18 protein-coding genes are annotated in these 22,674 nt (G+C 64.8%); 13 read left to right on the forward strand and 5 right to left on the reverse strand.

The window, feature by feature from the left end; genetic code table 11:
- Positions 1–16 precede the first annotated feature (16 nt).
- Positions 17–1,408 (forward strand): Si-specific NAD(P)(+) transhydrogenase, encoded by a 1,392-nt coding sequence (sthA, locus tag F8A90_RS04315; RefSeq protein ID WP_043331912.1) that lies wholly within the window; start codon positions 17–19, stop codon positions 1,406–1,408.
- Between the two features lie 141 nt (positions 1,409–1,549).
- The gene (locus F8A90_RS04320) at positions 1,550–1,882 is read left to right on the forward strand and encodes a YrhK family protein (RefSeq protein WP_107335345.1); all 333 of its coding nucleotides are present in this window, start codon (positions 1,550–1,552) and stop codon (positions 1,880–1,882) included.
- 65 nt (positions 1,883–1,947) lie between these two features.
- On the opposite strand, the gene F8A90_RS04325 is transcribed toward F8A90_RS04320, so the two are convergent.
- The 3 genes from F8A90_RS04325 to F8A90_RS04335 all read right to left on the reverse strand — a co-directional run bounded on the left by F8A90_RS04325 (position 1,948) and on the right by F8A90_RS04335 (position 5,082).
- Positions 1,948–2,817, reverse strand: coding sequence for a DNA replication terminus site-binding protein (locus tag F8A90_RS04325; protein ID WP_200019172.1), 870 nt, complete (start codon positions 2,815–2,817; stop codon positions 1,948–1,950).
- A gap of 283 nt (positions 2,818–3,100) precedes the next feature.
- Positions 3,101–4,021: a carbon-nitrogen hydrolase gene (locus tag F8A90_RS04330; protein ID WP_200019174.1), complete on the reverse strand. Its 921-nt coding sequence runs from the start codon at positions 4,019–4,021 to the stop codon at positions 3,101–3,103.
- Complete coding sequence (locus F8A90_RS04335) at positions 4,021–5,082, reverse strand: agmatine deiminase family protein (protein WP_200019175.1); 1,062 nt, start codon at positions 5,080–5,082, stop codon at positions 4,021–4,023. Before F8A90_RS04335 ends, F8A90_RS04330 begins: the two co-directional genes overlap by 1 nt.
- A 253-nt stretch (positions 5,083–5,335) precedes the next feature.
- Here F8A90_RS04335 and F8A90_RS04340 point away from each other — a divergent pair, with 253 nt between their 5' ends.
- Together F8A90_RS04340 and F8A90_RS04345 are read left to right on the forward strand one after the other, a co-directional pair.
- Positions 5,336–6,580 carry a lipoprotein-releasing ABC transporter permease subunit gene (locus F8A90_RS04340; protein ID WP_166019579.1) on the forward strand — a complete coding sequence of 415 codons (1,245 nt, stop codon included), beginning with the start codon at positions 5,336–5,338 and terminating at the stop codon, positions 6,578–6,580.
- 52 nt (positions 6,581–6,632) lie between these two features.
- Positions 6,633–7,355 carry an ABC transporter ATP-binding protein gene (locus F8A90_RS04345; RefSeq protein WP_200019176.1) on the forward strand — a complete coding sequence of 241 codons (723 nt, stop codon included), beginning with the start codon at positions 6,633–6,635 and terminating at the stop codon, positions 7,353–7,355.
- A 90-nt stretch (positions 7,356–7,445) separates the two neighbouring features.
- On the opposite strand, the gene F8A90_RS04350 is transcribed toward F8A90_RS04345, so the two are convergent.
- A complete protein-coding gene (locus tag F8A90_RS04350; protein WP_200019177.1) occupies positions 7,446–8,027 on the reverse strand; it encodes a DUF2062 domain-containing protein in 582 nt (193 codons plus the stop codon).
- A 201-nt stretch (positions 8,028–8,228) separates the two neighbouring features.
- On the opposite strand from F8A90_RS04350, the gene F8A90_RS04355 reads away from it, so the two are divergent.
- From F8A90_RS04355 to murB, 9 genes are all read left to right on the forward strand, one after another.
- Complete coding sequence (locus tag F8A90_RS04355) at positions 8,229–11,129, forward strand: ComEC/Rec2 family competence protein (protein WP_200019178.1); 2,901 nt, start codon at positions 8,229–8,231, stop codon at positions 11,127–11,129.
- 107 nt (positions 11,130–11,236) lie between these two features.
- The gene (locus tag F8A90_RS04360; protein ID WP_082388116.1) at positions 11,237–12,016 is read left to right on the forward strand and encodes a MotA/TolQ/ExbB proton channel family protein; all 780 of its coding nucleotides are present in this window, start codon (positions 11,237–11,239) and stop codon (positions 12,014–12,016) included.
- Entirely contained in the window at positions 12,013–12,438 is a 426-nt protein-coding gene (locus F8A90_RS04365) for an ExbD/TolR family protein (protein WP_153635253.1), read from the forward strand. Before F8A90_RS04360 ends, F8A90_RS04365 begins: the two co-directional genes overlap by 4 nt.
- 28 nt (positions 12,439–12,466) lie before the next feature.
- Positions 12,467–14,215, forward strand: coding sequence for a lipid A export permease/ATP-binding protein MsbA (msbA, locus tag F8A90_RS04370; protein ID WP_233593441.1), 1,749 nt, complete (start codon positions 12,467–12,469; stop codon positions 14,213–14,215).
- Complete coding sequence (lpxK, locus tag F8A90_RS04375) at positions 14,212–15,201, forward strand: tetraacyldisaccharide 4'-kinase (RefSeq protein WP_200019179.1); 990 nt, start codon at positions 14,212–14,214, stop codon at positions 15,199–15,201. Before msbA ends, lpxK begins: the two co-directional genes overlap by 4 nt.
- Positions 15,202–15,255: 54 nt before the next feature.
- Positions 15,256–15,450: a Trm112 family protein gene (locus F8A90_RS04380; protein WP_043331901.1), complete on the forward strand. Its 195-nt coding sequence runs from the start codon at positions 15,256–15,258 to the stop codon at positions 15,448–15,450.
- Positions 15,450–16,289, forward strand: a complete 840-nt coding sequence (kdsB, locus tag F8A90_RS04385) for a 3-deoxy-manno-octulosonate cytidylyltransferase (RefSeq protein WP_200019180.1) — start codon at positions 15,450–15,452, stop codon at positions 16,287–16,289. The genes F8A90_RS04380 and kdsB overlap by 1 nt, the downstream gene beginning before the upstream one ends.
- Complete coding sequence (locus F8A90_RS04390) at positions 16,289–16,846, forward strand: low molecular weight protein-tyrosine-phosphatase (RefSeq protein WP_200019181.1); 558 nt, start codon at positions 16,289–16,291, stop codon at positions 16,844–16,846. Before kdsB ends, F8A90_RS04390 begins: the two co-directional genes overlap by 1 nt.
- Entirely contained in the window at positions 16,843–17,922 is a 1,080-nt protein-coding gene (gene murB / locus F8A90_RS04395; protein ID WP_200019182.1) for a UDP-N-acetylmuramate dehydrogenase, read from the forward strand. Before F8A90_RS04390 ends, murB begins: the two co-directional genes overlap by 4 nt.
- A gap of 243 nt (positions 17,923–18,165) precedes the next feature.
- Here murB and rne read toward each other — a convergent pair whose 3' ends face one another.
- Positions 18,166–22,332, reverse strand: coding sequence for a ribonuclease E (gene rne, locus F8A90_RS04400; protein ID WP_200019183.1), 4,167 nt, complete (start codon positions 22,330–22,332; stop codon positions 18,166–18,168).
- Between the last annotated feature and the right edge of the window lie 342 nt (positions 22,333–22,674).

Raw genomic sequence — 22,674 nt, forward strand, 5'->3', positions numbered from 1 at the left:
GGAGCAAGCGAGTCTCATGGCAGTCTATAACTACGATGTCGTCGTGATCGGTACCGGTCCGGCAGGGGAAAGCGCGGCAGTCAACGCGGCCAAGCATGGCAAGCGTGTCGCCGTGATCGAGGCTCAGTCTTCCGTGGGCGGCAACTGCACCCACAAGGGCACCATCCCTTCCAAGGCGCTGCGCCACGCGGTCAAGCAGATCATCGAGTTCAACACCAATCGCATGTTCCGCGACATCGGTGAGCCGCGCTGGTTCTCCTTCCCCAAGGTACTGGAGCGTTCACGCCGCACCATCGAGCAGCAGGTCGAGATGCGTACGCGCTTCTACGCCCGCAATCGCATCGATGTGTTCTTCGGTACCGCGCGCTTCAAGGACGAGCACACCGTCGTGGTACGCGATGCCCATGAAGGGGTCGAGGAGCTGCACGCGGAGAAGGTCGTGATCGCCACCGGCTCGCGTCCTTACCGCCCGGCGGACGTCAACTTCCGCCACCCGCGCATCTACTGCTCCGACACCATCCTGGGCCTGTCGCACACGCCGCGCACGCTGATTATCTACGGTGCCGGTGTCATCGGCTCCGAGTACGCCTCGATCTTCTCCGGCCTTGGCGTCAAGGTCGATCTGATCGATACGCGTGATCGTCTGCTGTCCTTCCTGGATAACGAGATTTCCGACGCGCTGTCCTATCACCTGCGCAACAATGGCGTGCTGGTGCGTCACAACGAGGAATACGACCGCATCGAGGGCGACGAGTCCGGCGTGGTCGTGCACCTCAAGTCCGGCAAGAAGCTGCGTGCTGACGCCTTCCTGTGGGCCAACGGCCGTACTGGCAATACCGACAGCCTTGGTCTCGAGAATGTCGGCCTGCAGGCCAACGGCCGCGGTCAGCTGACCGTCGATGATCAGTACCGCACCGAGCTGGACCACGTCTATGCGGTGGGCGATGTGATCGGCTGGCCGAGCCTGGCATCCGCCGCCTACGATCAGGGCCGCTTCGCGTCGGCCAACCTGCTGGGGGAAGAGTTCAAGTTCGTCAATGAGGTGCCGACCGGCATCTACACCATCCCCGAGATCAGCTCGGTGGGTCGTGGCGAGTCCGAGCTGACCGAGGCGCGCATCCCCTACGAAGTGGGGCAGGCGTTCTTCAAGGACACCGCCCGTGCCCAGATCACCGGCGATACCGTCGGCATGCTCAAGATCCTGTTCCATCGCGATACGCTGGAAATCCTCGGCATCCACTGCTTCGGTGACCAGGCATCCGAGATCGTGCACATCGGTCAGGCCATCATGCAGCAGAAGGGTGAGGCGAATACGCTCAAGTACTTCGTCAACACCACCTTCAACTACCCGACCATGGCGGAAGCCTATCGGGTCGCGGCCATGAACGGACTCAACCGTCTGTTCTGAGCGGTGTGGGCCTCGCGCCCGCTGACTTGTCCGCTGACTTGAAGGCACACCACAAGGCCCCGACATCATTGATGTCGGGGCCTTGTGGTTGTCGGGCTCCCAGTCGGGAAACCTTGTTGATGAGCCTTGAGGAAATGACGCATGCAGGATGATTCACAGCAACACGACACTCGCCAGTCGGGCACGCAGTCACGCGAGACATTGCAGGATGACCCAACCACGGACCTCACGCTACGCCTCGGCCATGAAGAGCTGATCATCCATCGCCGTTATGAGCTGGCCAGCATCATCAATGAGCTGGTGCTGGGCCTGCTGTTCACGATCGGCAGCGTGTGCTTCTTCTGGGAGGAGTGGATGACGCTGGGGATCTGGCTGTTCGTGATCGGCTCGCTGCAGCTGACGCTCAAGCCGGTGATTCGCCTGGCGCGCCGCATGCACCTCAAGCGGATGCCCGAATCGGCGCTGGACCTCTAGCGGGCGTCTTCACGGCCTGTCTGGATCACCGGCTCTTTGGCTCTCCGGCTCTCTTGCTCTAGGGATCAACGATAGCGATGCACGCGCAGACTCTTGAGGAAGGGCGTATCCTCGATGCGCACGTCGCCGCGGCGGGCGCGGGTGCGCTCGGTGGGCGGCGTCGGGCTTGGCTGGTTGAGAGCGGGCAGACGCAGGTCATCATGCGGCAGGAACAGCGGCAGAGAGACATTCAGCGCGCGGCGCGTACGTAGCTCGCCGTCTTCGCGCATCATCGGCTCACGGTAGAACAGGTTGGCGCGCATCAGCGGCGCCTGGGGCTGGATGCGGGCCAGAATCTCATCCGATGGCAAGCCAGCGAGCAGCTTGAGCTGCAGGCGTACGTGCTCGGCCTCGGTATCCAGTTTCATCAGCAAGGCTTCACACTCCGCCACGCTGACGCGCTGGATCGAACGCCCGGAGCTGTACCAGGCGAAGCGCACCCGCGCGACCGGCGCCTCTGCCACCGGCACCCGCCGCCAGCACTGCTTGAGATGCAGCCGCGCCAGTCCATCGCCCCTCAGGTGCTGATTCAGCCCCGGGTGGCGGAAGGGCAGAATCGCCTTCAGTTCGGCCAGCTGGTCGGGATACTTCTCGCGCAGCTCGGCGAAGAGCTCCGCCAGTTGCTCCTTGGCGGCGTTGAGCGCCGCGACGCGCTCGATCACCGTCGGGCCTGCGGCGACGACGCCCAGATAGGGGCGGGTGACTCGGCCGTCCTGGCCATCCTGATACCACACGTCCTGCAACGCCTGGCTGAGCCATTCGCTATCGGCACTGACGCCATCCAGCCGCCAGAGTGGCGAATTCTCTTCTCTGACCGCAGTGATGACCTGATCGGCGGCACTGATCTGCGTATCGAAGGCCGCTTCTATTCTGGCCATCAACTGGTATTCGGGCATGCTCTGCGTCCTGATTGCAGCAAGGGAGACGTGATTTTTTATCGCGTTATCTTGTTTAGCCTAGCGTGACCGGGATGGCAAGTCAGACCATGGCGGCATGCGCGGGCAGACGAAGGGCTGCGAGAGACTGAATCACCCGGGATGGAGTGACGGGAAAGGCCGGCTGCGCCGACAGACCGAAACAGAAGAGGGCGCCACGCTGGGCGCCCTCCTGTCTCTGCGGGGTCTGTGTGATCTCGACAGGGCGCCGTTGTCAGGCCGGCCCCTGCAATGCCCGGTGGGCTCAGCGGTCGCGATAGCGCTCGGTGAGATCACCATAGGCATCGATGCGACGATCGCGCAGGTAAGGCCAGATGCGGCGTACGTCTTCGCCGCGCGCCAGGTCCACCTCGACCAGCAGCTCCTCGGGCTCGGTGCCGCCATGCGCCAGCAGCTCGCCCTGGGGGCCGCAGATGAAGCTGCCGCCCCAGAACTGGATGCCTTCGCTGGCAGGCGTCGGGTCCGCTTCATGACCGACCCGGTTGGCGACGATCACCGGCACGCCATTGGCGACGCCGTGACTGCGCTGGATCAGGGTCCAGGCATCCTTCTGGCGCGTCTGCTCGGCTTCATCGTCGCGCGGGTCCCAGCCGATGGCGGTGGGGTAGAGCAGCATCTCGGCACCGGCCAGCGCCATCAGGCGCGCGCCTTCGGGATACCACTGGTCCCAGCAGACCTGCACACCCAGACGCCCGACCGAGGTGTCGATGGGTTCGAAGCCGCGGCGCGGGGACTGTGCGCTCGGTGCATCGCCCGGCGTGAAGTAGAACTTCTCGTAGAAGCCGGGGTCATCCGGGATGTGCATCTTGCGGAAGGTGCCGACCAGGCCAGCGGCCTTGTCGAGCACCACGGCGGTGTTGTGATACACGCCCGCCGCGCGGCGCTCGAAGATGGAGCCGACGATGACCAGGCCGAGTTCGGCGGCCAGGCCGGCCAGTCGCTGGGTGGTCGGGCCTTCGAGGGGTTCGGCGAGATCGAAGATCTCGGTGTCTTCGGTCTGGCAGAAGTAGTGGCTGGCATGCAGCTCCTGCAGCATCACCAGTTCAGCGCCACCGGCTGCCAGGCGACGAATGGCGGCTTCGCTGGCCGCCAGGCTTGTGTCCTTGTCGGGCCAGCCCTGTTGCTGGACGACACCGACCTTGAGTGTACGGCGGGAAGCAGTCATCACAGTGCTCCTTGAGAGGTGTTCGAGGTGGCCAGCGTACCCTTGGGCAATTGCATGGTCATGCAGTGCAGGCTGCCGTGCTGGCGAATCACGGCGCGGCAATCGACCGGAATGATGTCACGCTTGGGGAAGGCGCTGGCAAGGGCCTTGAGGGCGATCATGTCGTGACGATCGGCGTAGGTCGGCACCAGCACGGCCCCATTGATGATCAAAAAGTTGGCGTAGGTCGCCGGCAGACGATGGCTGTCGTCCGGATCGAAGCAGGCATCCGGCCACGGCAGCGGTACCAGGAAGTACGGGTCGCCATTGGCGTCGCGCAGTGCTTCAAGCTCGGCTTCCATCGCCTTGAGCGCCGGGTAATGCGGGTCGTCGCGATCATCGCAGCGGACGTAGGCGATGGTGCGCGGGTCACAGAAGCGCGCCAGGGTGTCGACATGGCTGTCGGTGTCGTCGCCTTCCAGATGACCATTGGCGAGCCACAGCACGCGTTTGACTCCGAAATCGGCCTTGAGTTGCGCCTCGACCTGGGCGCGGCTCAGGCCGGCATTGCGGTTGTCGTTGAGCAGGCAGGCCTCGGTGGTCAGCAGGGTGCCCTGGCCGTCGCTCTCGATGCCGCCGCCTTCCAGAATGAAGTCGCGGCTTTCCACCGGGCTTGCGTAAGCCCCCTGCGCGGCGAGGGCGCGGGTCAGGGCGTTGTCGCGGGCGGCCTCGAACTTGCCGCCCCAGCCGGTGAAGGTGTAGTCGAGCAGTACCGGCTGGCCATCACGTTCGACGGTGATGGGGCCGTGGTCGCGCGTCCAGGTGTCATCCAGCGGCGCCACGAAAAGATGCAGGCGCTCGGCGGGCACGCCGAAACCGGCGAAGCGCGCGGCAAGGCGCTCGCGGGTGGTGTCATCGCTGACGCTGATCAGCACGTGCTGATAGCGGCTGATGGCGATCACCATGGCCTCGCAGGTGGCTTCGATGCTCTCGAGCATCTCGCTCCAGTCACTGTGCGGGCTGGGCCAGCTGAGCTGGATGGCGTCCTGCGGGTGCCATTCGGCGAGCAGACGGGTGGCCATGGGCATCTCCCTGATGAAGAGGTAACGATAAAGGCGCAAGCCGCAATGCCGCGGACTCGGCGCGCGATGATAGCAGAGCCATGCGCCGACGCTAGCCCTGTGCTGTCTGACGTGCACATGTCTTGCCATGATGGCGGTTCATGTTGGCCACAGACGAAGGCTGGCAAACTGCATTCGAATATGGCTCCATGCGCCGAGCCTGCGGAATGCGTATCATGGCCCGCGACCCTGACCCAAGGAATCGACATCGATGCTGCTGGATCGCCTACCCTTTCTGATCGGCCTGCGCTATACCCGCGCCAAGCGCCGTAACCATTTCATTTCCTTCATTTCCTTGACCTCGATGCTGGGGTTGTCGCTGGGCGTCGCCGTGCTGATTCTGGTGCTGTCGGTGATGAACGGCTTCGACCACGAGCTGCGCACCCGCGTACTGGGCATGGTGCCGCATGTGCGCGTCGAGGCGCGTGACAGCGTCACCGACTGGGAGACGCTGGCCGGCAAGCTGCGCGAGAAGCCGCATGTCGTCGGCGCAGCGCCCTATATCGAGCAGCAGGGCATGTTCACCACCAACGGCCGCAACAAGGGCGCGTTGGTCACCGGCATCGATCCGTCCGCGGAGGACCAGGTCTCGATCATCAGCGAGCACATGGTGCAGGGCAGCCTGGCGGATCTCACGCCCGGCAGCTGGGGCATCGTGATGGGCGAGCTGCTGGCGCGCAACCTGGGCGTCGGCGTGGGGGATCGCGTCACGCTACTGGTGCCCGAGGCCTCCATCACGCCCGGGGGCATCTTCCCGCGCCTCAAGCGCTTCACGGTGACCGGTATCTTCAAGGTCGGCGCGGACGTCGATGCCAGCCTTGCCTACACCGATATCTCGGACATGGCCAAGCTGGCGCGCTTCAAGGAAGGCGACGTCCAGGGGGTACGCCTGAAGCTCGATGACCTGTTCAGCGCCGATCAGGTCACCCGCGACATCGTCAGTCAGCTGGGGCCGCAGTATCGCGGCATGGACTGGAAGCGCACCCACGGCAACCTGTTCGCCGCCATCCAGATGGAGAAGAACATGATCGGCCTGCTGCTGATGGTGATCGTCGCCGTCGCGGCCTTCAACATCGTCTCGACGCTGGTGATGATGGTGACCGACAAGCACGCCGATATCGCCATCCTGCGTACCCTCGGGGCCAAGCCCGGTTCCATCATGGGCATCTTCATCGTGCAGGGGCTGACCATCGGTGTGATGGGCATCATCATCGGTGCCATCGCCGGTGTGGCACTGGCGCTGAGCGTCTCAGACATCATCGCCTGGGTGCAGTCGACCTTCGGTATCCAGTTCCTGGATCCCAACGTCTACTTCATCAGCTATCTGCCATCGCGCCTCGAGATGAGCGACATGGGCATCATCATCGGCTCCGCGCTGGTGCTGAGCTTCCTGTCGACGCTGTATCCGGCCTGGCGCGCCTCGCGCATCCAGCCGGCGGAGGTGCTGCGCTATGAGTAATCCGTCGACATCGTCTGATGCATCCATCCGTTCCGCTGCTGGAGACACCGCCATGCCGACGCCGGCTTCTGACACTCACGCGCCTGGCCAGACCCACGGCAAGCCGATGCTGATCTGTGAGCGCCTGAGTCGCAGCTACGACGAAGGCCCCCAGAAGGTGCAGGTGCTCGACGAGCTGGAGCTGCGCGTGCATGCCGGTGAGCGGGTCGCCGTGGTCGGCAGCTCCGGTTCCGGCAAGACCACGCTGCTCAACCTGCTGGGTGGGCTGGACCACCCCACCCAGGGCATCGTGAAGGTGGCTGGCCAGCGCCTGTCCGAACTCAGCGAGTCGGCGCTGGGCAGCTTCCGCAATCAGCACATCGGCTTCGTGTATCAGTTCCACCACCTGCTGGCGGAATTCAGTGCCGAAGAGAACGTGGCGATGCCGTTGATCATCCGTGGCCACAAACGCGCCGAGGCTGCCGTCAAGGCGCGCAAGCTGCTGGAGCGGGTCGGCATGGCGCCGCGCGCCGATCACAAGCCGGGCGAGCTGTCCGGAGGTGAGCGCCAGCGCGTCGCCATCGCGCGTGCGCTGGTGACGGACCCGAGCCTGGTACTGATGGATGAGCCGACCGGCAACCTGGACCAGACCACGGCGGCGCGCATTCTGGAGCTGATGGATGACATCGCGCGCGAAGCGCAGGCGGCTTTCATCATCGTGACCCACGACAACGGTCTGGCCGCGCACCAGCACCGTGTGTTGCGCCTGGACGGTGGCAAGCTGCACGAGGATTGAGTCGAGCCGCTGTTACGCCATGCCAGAAAGCCAAACGCCCCGCCATCGAGAGATGGCGGGGCGTTTTTCATGCGCGTCTGTCGGCAGCGTTCAGGGCGTGTCCGTGTCCTGCTCAGCGTTCTGGCGTGACGATTGCTCCTTGCTGCAACGTCTGGCGGCCAGGCGTGCCTTGCGGCGGCTGCGCCAGTTGCGTACCACCTGATAGCGCCACAAGAGGCGGACCAGCATGTTGGCCAGCAGCGCGAGGACGACGGCGCTGACCAGCGAGCCGAGCGCCAGGGCGGGCAGGATGTCTTCCAGCTGGTTGGCGAACCAGGCTGCGGAGACCTGGTCCGGCATCACCCGTGCAGGCGTGTCCAGCATCCAGGCACCCACGCGGTAGGTCGCGTAGTAGACCACCGGCATGGTCAGCGGGTTGGTCACCCACACAAGACCTACCGACAGCGCGAGGTTGCAGCGCAGTGCCCAGGCACCGAAGGCGGCCACCACCATCTGGAAGGGAATCGGCAACAGCGCACAGAACAGCCCCACCATGAAGGCATTGGCCACAGTGCGTCGCGACAACGCCCACAGTGCGGGATCGGCGATCAGGTGATGCATGAAGCGCAGCGACTTCTTGCGCTTGAGTGCATCCGGTTCCGGCATGAGCCGCTTGAGTAGACGACGAGGCATGACTTGGCCATTTGGCATTCAACGCCGGCCATTATCCATACATGGCTGCAGGACTGCCATGCTGACTGCGCAGTTATCCGGTTCGTGATCTGCAACCCGCGTGTCTCGATTCGACACCGAGCGCAGCAAAGCCCGCGCCATGCCTGACGGGCTGAGCCACGGGTGTCCTTGCAAGAGGCCAGCAACATGTCAGGCGCCACCGTGAATAAATCGTCCCATCCCGCTCGATTCTGGCTGTCACCGGCCTCGCTGGCCCAGCTGCTGGCGGGACTGGTGGTGGGAATCTGGCTGTCACGTCAGGGCGAGTGGGGCGCGGATTGGCAGTCACGCTCATCGGCAGGGCTCGGCGCGCAGGAGGGTGGGGCGCATGGCTGGGGCACCTTCATGACGCTGAGCGACAACCTGCTGTTGCCCGCCTTGCTGCTCTGTTGGCTCATGGTAGCGGGGGCCTTTGCAGCCACTCCCTCCCGTGCTTGCCGGCACTCTGCTACCGACGCCGGGTCACGCCGCTCTCGGCTTGGAGCCTTGAGCCTGCGACTCTCGGCAGCGTTGGGGTTCGGGCTGGTGATCGGCCTTCTGCAGCAGCCGCTCGTGATGGCGGAGGCGCTGACGCGCCAGGAGCTGTGGCTGGAAGGCCGGATCGAACAGGTCAATCGCGCATTGCCGACGCCCGATGACTCGGTGCGCCTGGTGCTGCGTATCTCGCGCTGTGATCTCTTCCAACCGACGGAGTCACCGGGCGCGGATGCCGGGCGTCAGGCCGCCTGTCAGCGGCTGCTGGATCAGCGGGTGCAGCTTCGGCGCTACTGGCCACGCAAGCCACCCCGCGATGTTGCGACACGCGAGGCGCTGGCGACTCCCTGGCAGGCCGGTGAGCGCTGGCGCATGGTCGTGCGTCTGGTGCCGCCTCATGGCGCCAGCAACCCGGCATTCGGGCGCTCAGCGAGCCCGGCGGAGTTTGACCGTGTCGCTTGGCTATGGCGCGAAGGTATCGTCGCCACGGGTTATGTGCGCCAACTGTCCCTTGCGCAGCGCTTGGCGCCGCCAGGCGGGCTGGCAGCACTGCGCCTGCATGCCGAACAGGCGCTATGGCAGCGCTGTGGCAAAGGCGAGGGCGAAGGCGAGGCGTTGGTCGACTGGCCGGGTTCGCCCTGTCGCTGGCTGGCGGCACTGACGCTGGGCAAGGTCTCGGCACTGACCCGTGCCGATTGGGACACGCTGAACGCTACCGGGCTGACACATCTGGCGGTGGTGTCGGGGCTGCATGTCGGCCTGATGGCCAGCCTGGTGCTGGGGCTGAGTTTCGGCGTGCTGCGCCTCTGGCGACCGGGCGGGTGGCGATTCAGCGTCGCGCCCTGGTGGCTTGCCTGTCTGGCGGCCTGGAGTTTCGCCTTGCTGGCAGGCCTGGCGCCGCCGGCACTGCGCGCCGCCTTGATGGTGACGGTCGGGCTTTGGATGGCGAGTGGCCGCAGCGGGCTGGGTGTCTGGCAGGTCTGGATGCTGGCGCTGATTCTGGTATTGGGGCTGGACCCGCTGGCGTTATGGCGCCCGGGCACCTGGTTGTCATTCATCGCCGTGGCGGTGTTGCTGCTGGCCTGGCAGGGGCGTTCGCGTCCGCGGGGAGTGCGCGGCTGGTGTCTGGCCACGTTGCGCAGCCAGTGGTTGCTGACGCTGGTCATGGGAGTGGCCCTGCTGCTTTCGCGCGGTCAGCTTTCCTGGCTGTCATTGCCGATGAATCTGGTGATGGCGCCCTTGGTGACGCTATTGATCGTGCCACTTGGCATGCTGGGCTGGGGACTTGCGGGCCTCGAGCAGCTGTTGCTGTTCACGGGGCTCGTCCCGTCACGGCTCGCGGTGATGCTCGCCGACGGTGTGTTCAGTGGCGGTCTATGGCAGCTGCTGGCACAGGGCATGGCGCAGACGATGGAGATATTGTCTTCGCTTGCATCGACACAGGGGCGCTGGCCGCAGGTGCCAATGACGGCGGGCCTGTCGGATGCCACTCCCTCGGCCTTGATCCTGACGCTCGCGGTCATGGCCCTGCTGTGTGCCTGGCTGGCGGAGGGTGTGCCGGGCCTCGATGGCCGTCTGAAGCGCCTGTGTGGCAGCGTGGTCCTCTGCTGGGGGCTGTCACTGGCGGCGCTGACCTTGCCGTGGTCACCGACCGCGCTTGCCACCGCCGAGCGGGACGCCGGCACGCGCGCGACAGAAGCCGCCTCGTTCTCGCCCAGGGCGCCCGCGCTCAGTCTGACGGTGCATGATGTCGGGCAGGGGCTGGCGCTGTCGCTGCGCAGCCATCTGGCGTCGAGCACGAGCGGCTCGACTGACGCGTCACGGCAGGTACCGAGGCTCTGGCGTTATGACCTGGGGGCGGCGTCGCGCAATGCCAGCGCTCGCTTGCCGGGAGCCCCCCATGTGGCGGAAGAGCCTATCGGCGTGATCATGAGTCATGGGGATGGTGACCATGCCGGCGGCCTGCAGGCGCTGTCTGCCGAGGAGATCGCTGTCTTGTGGGTGCCGGCCGGGCAGCGGTCGCGACTGGGGCGTCAGGTTGACTGGCTCGATGAGGTGGCAGTGCGTGAGTGTGTCGCCGGGCGCAGCATTATCCTCGGTCAACTGCAGGGCCATCCCGTGCGTCTTGAGATGCTGTGGCCGCCAGCAGGGTTGAAGACCCTGCGTGACAATGCGCACTCCTGTGTGGTCTTGATAGCGCATGGCATACGCCCGCTGGCGTTGCTGACCGGCGATATCGGTCAGCAGCAGGAGCGCGAGTTGCAGGCGACGCTGCGTCAGCGCCTGGCCGGGCGCGGCTTGCCGTTGCTGGTGGTCGCACATCACGGCAGCCGCACCAGCAGTGGTGATGCCTGGCTTGAGAGCCTGGCGGCGCGTCACGCGATTGTCAGCGCCGGTCGCTACAATCCGCATGGTCATCCGCATCCGGACGTGGTGGAGCGTCTGGCGCGTCATGTCGAGTGTCTCTGGCATGTCGGGCTGGACGGTGCCTTGCACTGGGAGTGGTCGCCGCAGGGGGAGCGGCTGCAACCAGCGCGCAGGGCTGGCGGTATCGGAGTGAGGTGCCTTGGGGTAAAATCCGCTGAATGATCAGATGCATGGCGGATTCATACGGCCTGCGCGACAGGGATGGCGCGTGACATCTGACACGACAACAATGGTGCCCGCAGAGGCATCGAGACCAAGGGAGAGGTCACATGCTGGAAGCCTTGTACGCAGGGGGAGTCTTGATGCTCCCCATCCTCGGATGTTCCGTCGTGGCACTGGCCATCATCCTCGAGCGCCTGTGGACGCTGCGTCGTCGACGCATCGCGCCGAAGGGCCTGGGACAGCAGGTGTGTGAACTGATCAGCCAGGGGCAGGTCAATGTCTACTGGCTGGAGAGTCATTCGCCGCTGGGCAACGTGCTGGCGGCGGGGCTGCGCAATGCGCGCCTGGGCAATGAGCAGGTACGCGCGCGCATGCAGGAATCGGCCGTGGCCGTCATCCATGACATGGAACGCTTCCTGAGTCCGCTGGGCACCATCGCCGCCATCACGCCGCTCTTGGGGCTGCTGGGCACGGTGGTCGGCATGATCGACGTCTTCGCCGTGATCGTCGATGCGGGCAGCGCCGAGCGCGCCCAGGAGCTGGCCGGCGGGATATCCCAGGCGCTGGTGACGACGGCGTCTGGCTTGACGGTGGCGATTCCGGCACTGATGTTCCATCGCTATTTTCAGCGCTGTGTCGAGGACATCACCGTCAACATGGAGGAGCAGGCAGGGCAGGTGGTGGAGTATATCTCGCACCATCAGGGCGAGCTCGGGCTGGCCGAGAGCCATGACGGCATCGACCGTCGCCCGGGGCAGCGCCCCGGCCAGGTGCCGGAGCCCCATGAGCGCCTGCCGGAAGACTTGCCGGCCTACATGCGTCGTGATGCCGATGACCCCTATGGTGGCGATGATGGCAAGGGGGCAGGTGCCGGGAGGCCGTCATGAGGTTTCCGCGTCGCCAGCGTGAGTCGGTGGAGGTCAATCTCACCCCGCTGATCGACGTGGTGTTTCTGCTGCTGATCTTCTTCATGGTCTCGACGACCTTCGATAGCCGTCGAGCGCTGGATCTCATCCTGCCGCAGTCCAGTCAGGCCAGCGCGGTAGAGCAGGCGCCCTTGATTCTGAGCATCGGGGCAGCAGGTGATTTTACGCTCGGCGAGGCAAGCCTCGGCGAGGATGAACTGGGAGCGCAACTTGCGCAGTACAAGGACCAGGCAGATCGTTTCGGGTTGATCCTCGAAGCCGATGGCCGCACGCCCCACGCCAAGGTGGTCACGGCGCTGGACGCCGCCGCTGAAGTGGGTATCACCCGTGTGCGCATCAGTACGCGTATCGGGACGGAATCATCATCACCGGATGCCCCATGAGGGCGCCGCCCAAGTCTATGGAGACCCCGTGAGTCGCGACTCCACCTGGATTCATTACCGCCGCTTGCTCGGCTATGTTCGCCCGTACTGGAAGATGTTTCTGGCCGCCATCGTCGGCTACATCATCTACGGTGCCTCGAGTACGGCGCTGGCCGAGATGATGAAGCGCCTGATCGACGGCATTCAGAATCCTGACGCCCAGTTCAGACTGTTCCTGCCGCTGTTCGTGATCGGCATGTTCGCCGTGCGTGGCGTCGGCACCTTCCTGGGCACCTACTGCATGAGTGATGTGGCACGCAACGTGGTGCACACCCTGCGCACCACGGTGTTCAACCACATGCTGCACCTGCCGGGGCGCTATTTCGACGAGAACTCCACCGGCCATCTCATCACTCGCGTCACCTACCATGTCGAGCAGATCACCGGCGCGGCCACCAAGGCGCTGACCATCATCATGCGCGAAGGCTTCTTCGTGCTCGGCCTGCTGGGCTATCTGTTCTGGACCAACTGGAAGCTGACACTGGTATTCATCGCGGTCACGCCGCTGATCGGTTGGGTGGTCAGCTATGCCAGCAAGCGTTTCCGCAAGCTCTCCAAGCGTATCCAGGGTTCGATGGGGGAGGTGACCCACGTGGCCTCCGAAGCGCTGTCCGGCCATCGTGTCGTGCGTACCCACGGTGCCGAGGATTTCGAGAAGGCGCGCTTCGCCGCGGTCAGTGAGTACAACCGCGAGCAGAAGATGAAGGAAGCGCTGACCAAGGCCACCGCCACGCCGGTCATCCAGCTGTTGATCGCCGTGGCGCTGGCCACGCTGGTGTGGCTGGCGATGGCGCCGGAACTGATGGCAGGCATGAGCGCCGGTGAGTTCGTCGGCTTCATCACCGCGGCTTCGATGATGGCCAAGCCGGTGCGTCAGCTGACCGAAGTCAACGGCGAGATCCAGAAGGGCATGGCAGCTTCGGAAGAACTGTTCGGTCTGCTGGATACGCCGGCAGAGCCGGACAATGGCACCCTGGTGCCCGAGGGTCGCCTCGAGGGGCGTGTGCGCTTCGACAATGTCCACTTCCGCTATGCAGACCATCAGCCGGAGGTGCTCAAGGGCATCGATCTGGAGGTGAAGCCAGGGCAGATGGTGGCCATCGTCGGGCGTTCGGGGTCGGGCAAGTCGACATTGATGAGCCTGTTGCCGCGCTTCTACGCACCGACCACCGGCCGCATCCTGATCGATGATGTCGCCATCGAGGACTACAAGCTGCGCCCGATGCGTCAGCAGATCGCGCTGGTCTCGCAGAATGTCACCCTGTTCAATGCCGACCTGACCGCCAACATCGCCTATGGCACCGGCGAGGTCGACAAGGCGCGGGTGGAAGAGGCGGCGCGTGCGGCCTATGCCCACGAATTCATCGAGCGCATGAGCGAAGGCTACGACACCATCGTCGGCGACAATGGCGTGATGCTCTCCGGTGGTCAGCGCCAGCGTATCGCCATCGCTCGTGCCATCTACAAGGACTCGCCGATCCTGGTGCTGGACGAGGCCACCTCGGCGCTGGATACCGAATCTGAACGTTATATCCAGCGCGCGCTGGAAGAAGTGTGTCAGGGCCGGACGACCTTCGTGATCGCCCACCGTCTGTCCACCATCGAGAAGGCGGACCGCATCCTGGTGATGGATGATGGCGAGATCATCGAAGACGGCACCCACGAATCATTGATTGCTCAGGAAGGTGCTTATGCCGCGCTGCATCGCATCCAGTTCCGGGAGACGGCAGACGCATGAGTGAACGACTGGTAGACGCCTGGTATCGCGGCGCCGGCTGGCTCCATCTACTGCGCCCGCTGGAACATGTCTACAGGAATGTGGTGGCGCGCAAGCGCAATGCCTATCTCACCGGCAAGCGTGAGGTCTGGAGGGCGCCGGTGCCGGTGATCGTGATCGGCAACATCACCGTCGGCGGCACCGGCAAGTCGCCGCTGGTCGCCTGGCTGGGGCGCTGGTTGAGCGAGCAGGGCTGGCGCCCGGGCATCATCTCGCGCGGCTACGGCGGGCATTCGCCGCGCTATCCCCTCTACGTGCAGGCCGATACCGACCCTCAGCATGCCGGCGACGAGCCGGTGATGCTGGCCCAGCAGACCGGCCTGCCGGTGGCGGTCGACCCGGATCGCCCGAGCGCGGCGCGGCGCCTGATTGCCGCCGGCTGCGACATTCTGCTCTCCGATGATGGTCTGCAACATCATGCGCTGGGGCGCGACATCGAGCTGGTGGTCGTGGATGGTGAGCGTGCCTTCGGCAATCAGCGTTGCCTGCCCGCCGGTCCGCTGCGCGAGCCGTTGTCGCGCCTCGCCAGTGTCGATGCGGTGATCTCCAACGGTGTCATCGACTGCTCACGTCTGCCGGTGGAATCGCATTGCATGACGCTGACGCCGGTCCATTGGCGTCACCTGATCGACGACGTGCGTTATCCTGCCCACCAGTTGCCATTCAGCGGTCAGGTGCATGCGTTGGCCGGTATCGGCAATCCGCAGCGCTTCTTCCGCACCCTGACCAACCTCGGGGTCGAGCATCTGCCGCGTCCGCTGGCGGACCACCATCGTTTCACGCCGACGGATCTGCGCTTTTCCGACAATCTGCCCGTGGTGATGACCGCCAAGGACGCCGTCAAGTGTCGCAGCTTCGCCAATGAGCGCTGCTGGGCGCTGGATGTCGAGGCGCGTCCGGATCAGGCGCTGGTGGACTGGCTCGCCAAACGCCTTGAGGCGCTCTGAGGGCTTGATCGCTGAATTTTCTTTCTTTTCTGCTGTTATTCCGGAGATGTCTCGATGGACAAGGAACTGCTCGCGCTACTGGTCTGCCCGCTGTGTCAGGCCAAGCTGACCTATGATGCGGCGAACGCCGAGCTCAAGTGCTTCTACGATGGCCTCGCCTATCCGGTACGCGACGGCATTCCCGTCATGCTGGAAGAAGAAGCGCGCCAGATGGATGCCGACGAGAAGCTCAAGGGGAGCCGCGGCTGATGAGTGACCTTCTGCAGCAGGGGCCGGCAGACGACAGCCGTTCAGAGGGCGAGTCTGGCTTCGTGGTCGTGATTCCGGCGCGCTTCAACTCCTCACGCCTGCCGGGCAAGCCCCTTGCGGACATTCATGGCCAGCCGATGATCGAGCATGTCTGGCGCAATGCCTGCGCCAGTCAGGCCAGCCGGGTCGTGATCGCCACCGATGACGAGCGTATCCGTGAGGTCTGCGAAGACTTCGGGGCCGAGGTGGTGATGACGCGTGCCGATCATCCCAGCGGGACGGACCGCCTTGCCGAGGTGGTCACGCTGCTGGCGCTGGCCCCCGAGACCCTGGTGGTCAACGTCCAGGGCGATGAGCCGCTGCTGCCGGCGGCGCTGATCGATCAGGTGGCGGTGCGTCTCGGGGAAGACGAGGGGGCCTCGATCGCCACGCTGGCGGAGTCGATCGCCAGCGTCGACAGCCTGTTCAACCCCAATGTGGTCAAGGTGGTGCGTGACCTGCGCGGGCGTGCCCTGTACTTCTCGCGCGCGCCCATTCCTTGGGATCGCGAGCACTTCACCACGCCGCCGGACATGCTGGCTACCGATTCCTGGCTGCGTCATATCGGCCTCTACGCCTATCGCGCCAGCTTCCTGACCGATTACGTTGACTGGCTGCCGGCCCCGCTGGAGCAGCTCGAACAGCTCGAACAGCTGCGCGCGCTGCATCATGGTCATGCCATCCAGGTAGCCATTGCCTGCACGGCGCATCCGGCCGGTGTCGATACGCCGGAGGATCTCGAGCGCGTGCGTGACTGGCTGGCGCAAGCAGCGGCAGGCAGCGAGAGCGGAGAGGGCTGATGAGCGAGCTTCTTGAGCAGCTGGCCCAGCGTCAGGCGCCATTGGAGCGCATCCTGATGGTGTGCCTGGGCAATATCTGCCGCTCACCGAGTGCCGAAGGCGTGTTGCGCGCGGCGCTGACGCGCCACGGCCTGGATCAGGTCGTCACGGTGGACAGCTGTGGCACCAGTGACTGGCATGTCGGCGGTCAGCCTGATTCGCGGGCCATCGCCCATGCGGCCAAGCGCGGCCATGACATCAGCGCGCTGCGTGCCCGTCAGTTGTGCGAGCAGGACTTTCACGACTTCGATCTGATTCTGGTGATGGACGACGCCAATCTTGCCGATACCCGTGCCTTGGCTGCGCGCAGCAACAGTGGCGACCAGGCGCTGATCGGTCGCCTGCTGGACCTGCTGCCGACCCCGCTGCCCGCGCTGGCGGCGGGCAGTCGTGAGGTGCCGGACCCCTACACCGGGGGCCCCGATGCCTTCGAGCGTGTGCTGGACCTGATCGATGTGGCTTGCGAGGCGCTCATCGCGGCACTGCCTGCGGCGACCACGGCGCGGGCGCGCTCATGACTCAGGTGTCAAGTGAGCAGAGCGCAGGCGACACCTCGCAATGCGAGGGGGTGGCACTGGATGGCTGCAATACGCTGGGTTTCTCGGCGCGCGCCCGCGCCCTGAGTGAGCCACACACCGTCGAGGCGGCCAGGGCACAGGTGCTGGCCTCCCGGCAGGCTGGAGAGCGTCTGGTGGTGATCGGCGGCGGCAGCAATCTGGTATTGCTGCCGTGGCTGGATGCCCATGTCATGCGTCCGGCCTTTGACGGGGTCACCATCACGCCGGCAGAAGATGGCCTGACGGCCACGGTCTCCGTCGAGGCCGGCAAGCGCTGGCATGCCCTGGTGATGGAGCTGGCCAGCGCCGGCTGGTGGGGCTATGAAAATCTGGCACTGATTCCCGGTTGCTGCGGTGCGGCACCTATCCAGAATATCGGTGCCTATGGCGTCGAGCTGGCAGACCACCTGCTGCGCCTGGAAGTCATGTCGCTGGAAGATGGCAGCTGCCGCTGGATGAATCGCGAGGAATGCGGCTTCGGTTATCGCGACAGCATCTTCAAGGGCGTGCTTGAACATCGCGTGCTGATCACGCGTCTGGAGTTGCAGGTATCGCGCCAGGCGTCGCCCCAGCTCGATTATGGTGATCTCGCCCAGCGCGTCAGCGCGGCGTTGCCGCAAGGGGAAGAGGTGACGCCGTTGCAGGTCGCACGGGCGGTGATTGCCACGCGCAGTGAGAAGTTGCCCGACCCCGCACAACTGGGCAATGCCGGCAGTTTCTTCAAGAATCCGCAGCTTCCTCAGGCCGAGGGTCAGGCGCTGCTGACTCGCTTCCCGAGCTTGCCGCATTACCCGCAGGCCGATGGCAGCATCAAGCTGGCAGCAGGCTGGCTGATCGATCAATGTGGTCTCAAGGGCGCGCGCAGAGGCCATGTCGGCGTGCATGCTCAGCAGGCGCTGGTGCTGGTGCACTTCGGCGGGGGTGCCGTCACGGAGCTGCTGGCACTGGCGCAGGAGGTGCGTGAGGCCGTCCATTCACGCTTCGGTGTCTGGCTCGAGCAGGAGCCGCGTGAGCTGGGGATGATGCCGGCAGAGTGATGCCCGAGCTGAGGCCCAGAGTCGTGCACATTGAGTTATACGATGAAAACAAGAACGCCCCGCAGGCTTGCCTGCGGGGCGTTCTTGTTTTCATCTGACTTGCTGCTCAACGAGAGCGGCTGGCAGACCTTGGCATAGCCCCTGGCTAGGCCCTGTCTTGCTGCCTTTCTGGCGCCCTCTTCAGCGCTGGTGGCTGAAAGGGGCGCCAGAGTGACGGCAGGGGCAGGGCGCCTGCCTCAGGACTCAGTGTGACGTGTTGCTGTCATCCTGAGCGGTCGTGTCCTGAGTCTCCGCGCTGGTCTGGTGTGCAGCAGCACGTTCGGCAGCTTCACGCTCACGACGACGCACTTCGCGCGGATCGTTGTAGGCGCGTTCGCCACGACGACGGCGGGTCTCGGTGGCTGGCTGCGTGCTGTCCTGCTGCACGCCTTCTGCCGCTGTCGTCTCGCCTTGCTCGCTCGGTGCCTGATTCTGCTCGCTGTCAGCGACTTCCCCTGTGTGGGAGTCGTCGCTCACGGCTTGCGCCACGGCGACATTGTCGTGACGCTCGGCAGTCGCGAACGCTGCCTCGGCCGGCGCATTCTCGACGCTGGCGCTGACGTTGACGGCGCTTTCGGCACCTTCAGCAGTAGCATCAGCGCCTTCAGCGTTTGCAGAGCCTTCAGCAGCATCAGAGCCTTCAGCCGATTGAGAGCCTTCAGCTGATTGAGAGCCTTCAGCTGATTGAGAGCCTTCCGCAGCTACAGCGACAGTATCTGTGGTGCGCTCAGTGCTGACGGCAGGCTCAATCTCAGTACTGGCCACGTCAGCGCTTTCTGCCACCTTCGCCTCACTGGTCTCAGTCTGCTGAGGAGCCTCTTGACGCACGGCCTCCTGTACAGGCTGTTCAACGGCGGCTTCTTCCACGCCAGGTTCTTGCGCCACAGGCTGCGCAGGCTGGCTGGCAGTGTCTGTTTCAGCGGCGACCGCTTCCTCTGCTTCAGCGACAGGTGCCTGAGCTTCGGTGGCCGGTGCCTGGGCGCTTTGCTCGGCGGCGGCTGACGCTTCAGGCACAGCGGCTTCGCTGGTCACGCTTTCCTTCAGCGACTGCTCATCGGCCGCGGCTTCCGGCGCGACTTCTGCCGCGGTGACGGCCGGCGTGTCGACGGCGTTGTCAGCTGCGCTGGCCTGCGGCTGGTGCACGCTTGGCTGCTGGACGGCGTGCTGCTCAGTGCGCTGGGCGGCGTGCTGCTCAGTCTTCTGCGCCTGGTGAGCGCCAGTGGCAGGCGCTTCGGACGCCTCTTCGGCAGGTGCTTCGATCGGCGCTTCGACGACCGGCTCGGCCACTTCCGCTGGCTCAGACTCGGACGCCTGCACGTCGGATGGCGCTGACTCAGGGGCGACCGTCTCTCTCAGCGTCTCGTTGCTCGGCTCGCTGATTTCCGGTGCGGCGGCTGCCGTGAGGTCTGCGCTGGCAGATTGCTCGACGGTGGTCGGTGCGTGCTGTGCCGCGGTGCTGTTTTCAACCTGCTGGGCGCTGTCGTTGCCTTGCGGGGCATTGGCTTCGCCCTGCGGGGCAGCGGTGGTGGCGTTGACGGCTTCGGCACCTTCCTCGGCAATGGCCGGCACCGCAGCGGCTGCCGAAGTAGCGGCTGCCTGCGGGCCTGCCAGCGTCATGGCCTTGAGCGACTTCTGCTCTTCGACCGCCTGCGGGTTCAGAGCGTGCTGACGGCTGCGCACACGCGGGTTGTTGCGGGTCTGCTGGTCTTCGCTGCTGACCTGCTGCTCCACCTGCTCGGCCTGTTCGGCTGCCTTGATGGACTCGCGTGCCTGCTTGCTGTCGACCTGCTCGGCCTTGTCAGTCTTGGCCGGCTTTTCACCACGCCCCGGCTTGTCGCTGCGCTTGCCGGAATCGCGCTTGCTGGCGTTGTCGGCCTTGGCGTTCTGGCTGTCGCTGCTCCTGGCTTCGGCTTTCGGGCTGTTGTCAGCCTGCGGCGTCTGCTCCGGTTCGGCCTGCGGCTTGCTGTCGTTGGTGACGATTTCCTGCTGGCTGTCCTGACGCGACTCGTTGGACTTGCGACGGTTGCCACGGTCGTTGCGCTGACGACGCTTGTTGTTGCTGCGGCCATCGTTCTGGCTGTTGCTGTCAGCGTCGTTGCCGCTGTTGCGTGACTCGCCGTCGTTGTTGCGTGACGCGTTGTCATTGCGACGACGGGAATCCTTGCGGTTGTCATCACGCTCGTTGCCACGGCCGTCATTGCTGCGGTCGTTGTTACGATCGTTGCTACGTTCAGCGTTGCGGCCATTGCGGGAGTCGTTGCGAGCCGCTGCCGGAGCGCTGGCTTCACTGACGGTCTCGCGACGCTCACGGGCCTTTTCCAGTGCCTTGCGGGCTTCGCTGGACTTGGCCGGCACGGCGGTATCGCTGTCATTGCCCAGCAGGCGGCTGAAGCCTCGGGCCAGGCGCGACAGCAGGCCGCCACCGGTGGCCGGAGTGGCAGTCCTGGCGGGAGTCTGGGCTGACGACTGCGCCACGACTTCCTGCTTGCTGGCCTGAGCGCGGGTGTCATTGCCCTGGCTCGAACGGTTGCCCTGACGGTTGTCATTGCGCGAGCTCTGACGGCTGTCGTTGCGGCCTTCGCTGCGAGTGTCATTACGAGACTCGTTGCGCTGCTCCTGACGGTTACGGCCATTGCTGCTGCCGTTGCCGTTGCGACGACGGTTGCCGTTGTTCTTGCCGTTGCCGTTGCGGCTATCGCTGTCACTGCTGCTGTCAGCGGTCTCGGCCACTGCTACAGGCGCTTCCGGTGCGGCAACCGGGGCAGGCGTGGTGTGGGACACGCTCTTGACGGCGGCTTCAGTGCGCGCCGGCGGCTTGTCGAAGTTCGGATCCGGTTCCTTGCCGACCTCGGTCTCGACGGACAGCTCGAAGCTGGACTTGTCGGCACCGTCTTCATCGACGTGGTCATCACGCAGACGCACGACTTCGTAGTGCGGCGTATCGAGCTCCGGGTTCGGTAGCAGCACGACATTCACGCCCTGACGGCGCTCGATGTCGAACAGCGTGGCGCGCTTCTCGTTGAGCAGGTAGGTCGCGACCGGCACCGGCAGGATGGCGCGGATCTGCGAGCTGCGCTCCTTCATGGCCTCTTCTTCGATCAGGCGCATGATGGAGAGCGCCATGGAGCGCACGTCACGAATGGTACCCTGGCCGTCACAGCGCGGGCAGACCACGCCGCTGGTCTCGCCCAGGGACGGACGCAGACGCTGGCGCGACATTTCCATCAGGCCGAAGCGTGAGATGCGACCGATCTGCACGCGAGCGCGGTCGATCTTGAGCGCGTCGCGCACACGATTCTCGACTTCACGCTGGTTGCGTGCCGGCGTCATGTCGATGAAATCGATCACCACCAGGCCGCCGATGTCGCGCAGACGCAGCTGGCGGGCGATCTCGTCGGAGGCCTCCAGGTTGGTCTGCAGCGCGGTTTCCTCGATATCACTGCCGCGGGTGGCGCGAGCGGAGTTGATATCGATGGAGACAAGGGCTTCGGTGTGGTCGATGACGATGGCGCCACCGGAGGGCAGCTTCACTTCACGCTGGTAGGCGGTCTCGATCTGGGATTCGATCTGGAAGCGCGAGAACAGCGGCACGTCGTCTTCGTAGAGCTTGATCTTCTGCTGGTAGCTCGGCATCACCTGACGCACGAAGGACAGCGCTTCTTCCTGGACTTCCGAAGAGTCGATCAGCACTTCGCCGATGTCATTGCGCAGGTAGTCGCGCATGGCACGGATGATGACGTTGGATTCACGGTAGATCAGGAAGGGGGCAGGGCGGCTGGAAGCGGCCTTGGTCACCGCGTCCCACACCTGTGCCAGGTAGTCGAGGTCCCACTGCAGTTCTTCGGCGCTCTTGCCGATGCCGGCGGTGCGCACGATGACGCCCATCTTGTCCGGCAGGGTCAGGCTGTTCATCGCTTCCTTCAGCTGAGCGCGCTCTTCGCCCTCGATGCGGCGGGAGATACCACCGGCACGTGGGTTGTTGGGCATCAGCACGAGGAAGCGGCCAGCCAGACTGATGAAGGTGGTCAGGGCGGCACCCTTGTTGCCACGCTCTTCCTTGTCGACCTGGACGATGACTTCCTGGCCTTCCTTGAGCACTTCACGAATGTTGGGACGGCCCTGGCCGGGGTCCTTGGAGAAGTACTCGCGGGAGATTTCCTTGAGTGGCAGGAAACCGTGGCGTTCGGCGCCGAAGTCGACGAAGCAGGCTTCGAGGCTGGGCTCGATGCGGGTGATCTTGCCGCGGTAGATGTTGGCTTTCTTCTGTTCGCGGGCGCCGGACTCGATGTCGAGATCGTAAAGGCGTTGTCCGTCGACCAGTGCGACGCGCAGCTCTTCCGGCTGGGTCGCGTTGATGAGCATCCGTTTCATGTCGTCTCGCTAGACTGGGCGTGCCGAAGGGCAGCCGCATTGTGCGTCGGCGACGAGGAACCGTTTTCCGCTTCGTGTTGTGCTCAGCGCATGTCGTGGAATGCGTTTTTCGCATGCAGGCAAGTCCGTGGACGGGCCACATGCGGCATGATCATGTTGAGTACTTGGAAGAGGCAGGACGTGTTGCGGGGATTGGTACTCCTCCGGCCCTGCGGTCTCTTCCCTAACACCTGGCATTTGCCGATTCATCGACGCCGGCCTTCGGCACGGATATCGAATGATTGCCCGGGCTTCATGCCCGGGCGGTCTTGTGTCGTTGGCCCATGAATGACTGGGCATCTT

It is taken from the genome of Cobetia sp. cqz5-12, from assembly GCF_016495405.1.
Taxonomy (GTDB): domain Bacteria; phylum Pseudomonadota; class Gammaproteobacteria; order Pseudomonadales; family Halomonadaceae; genus Cobetia.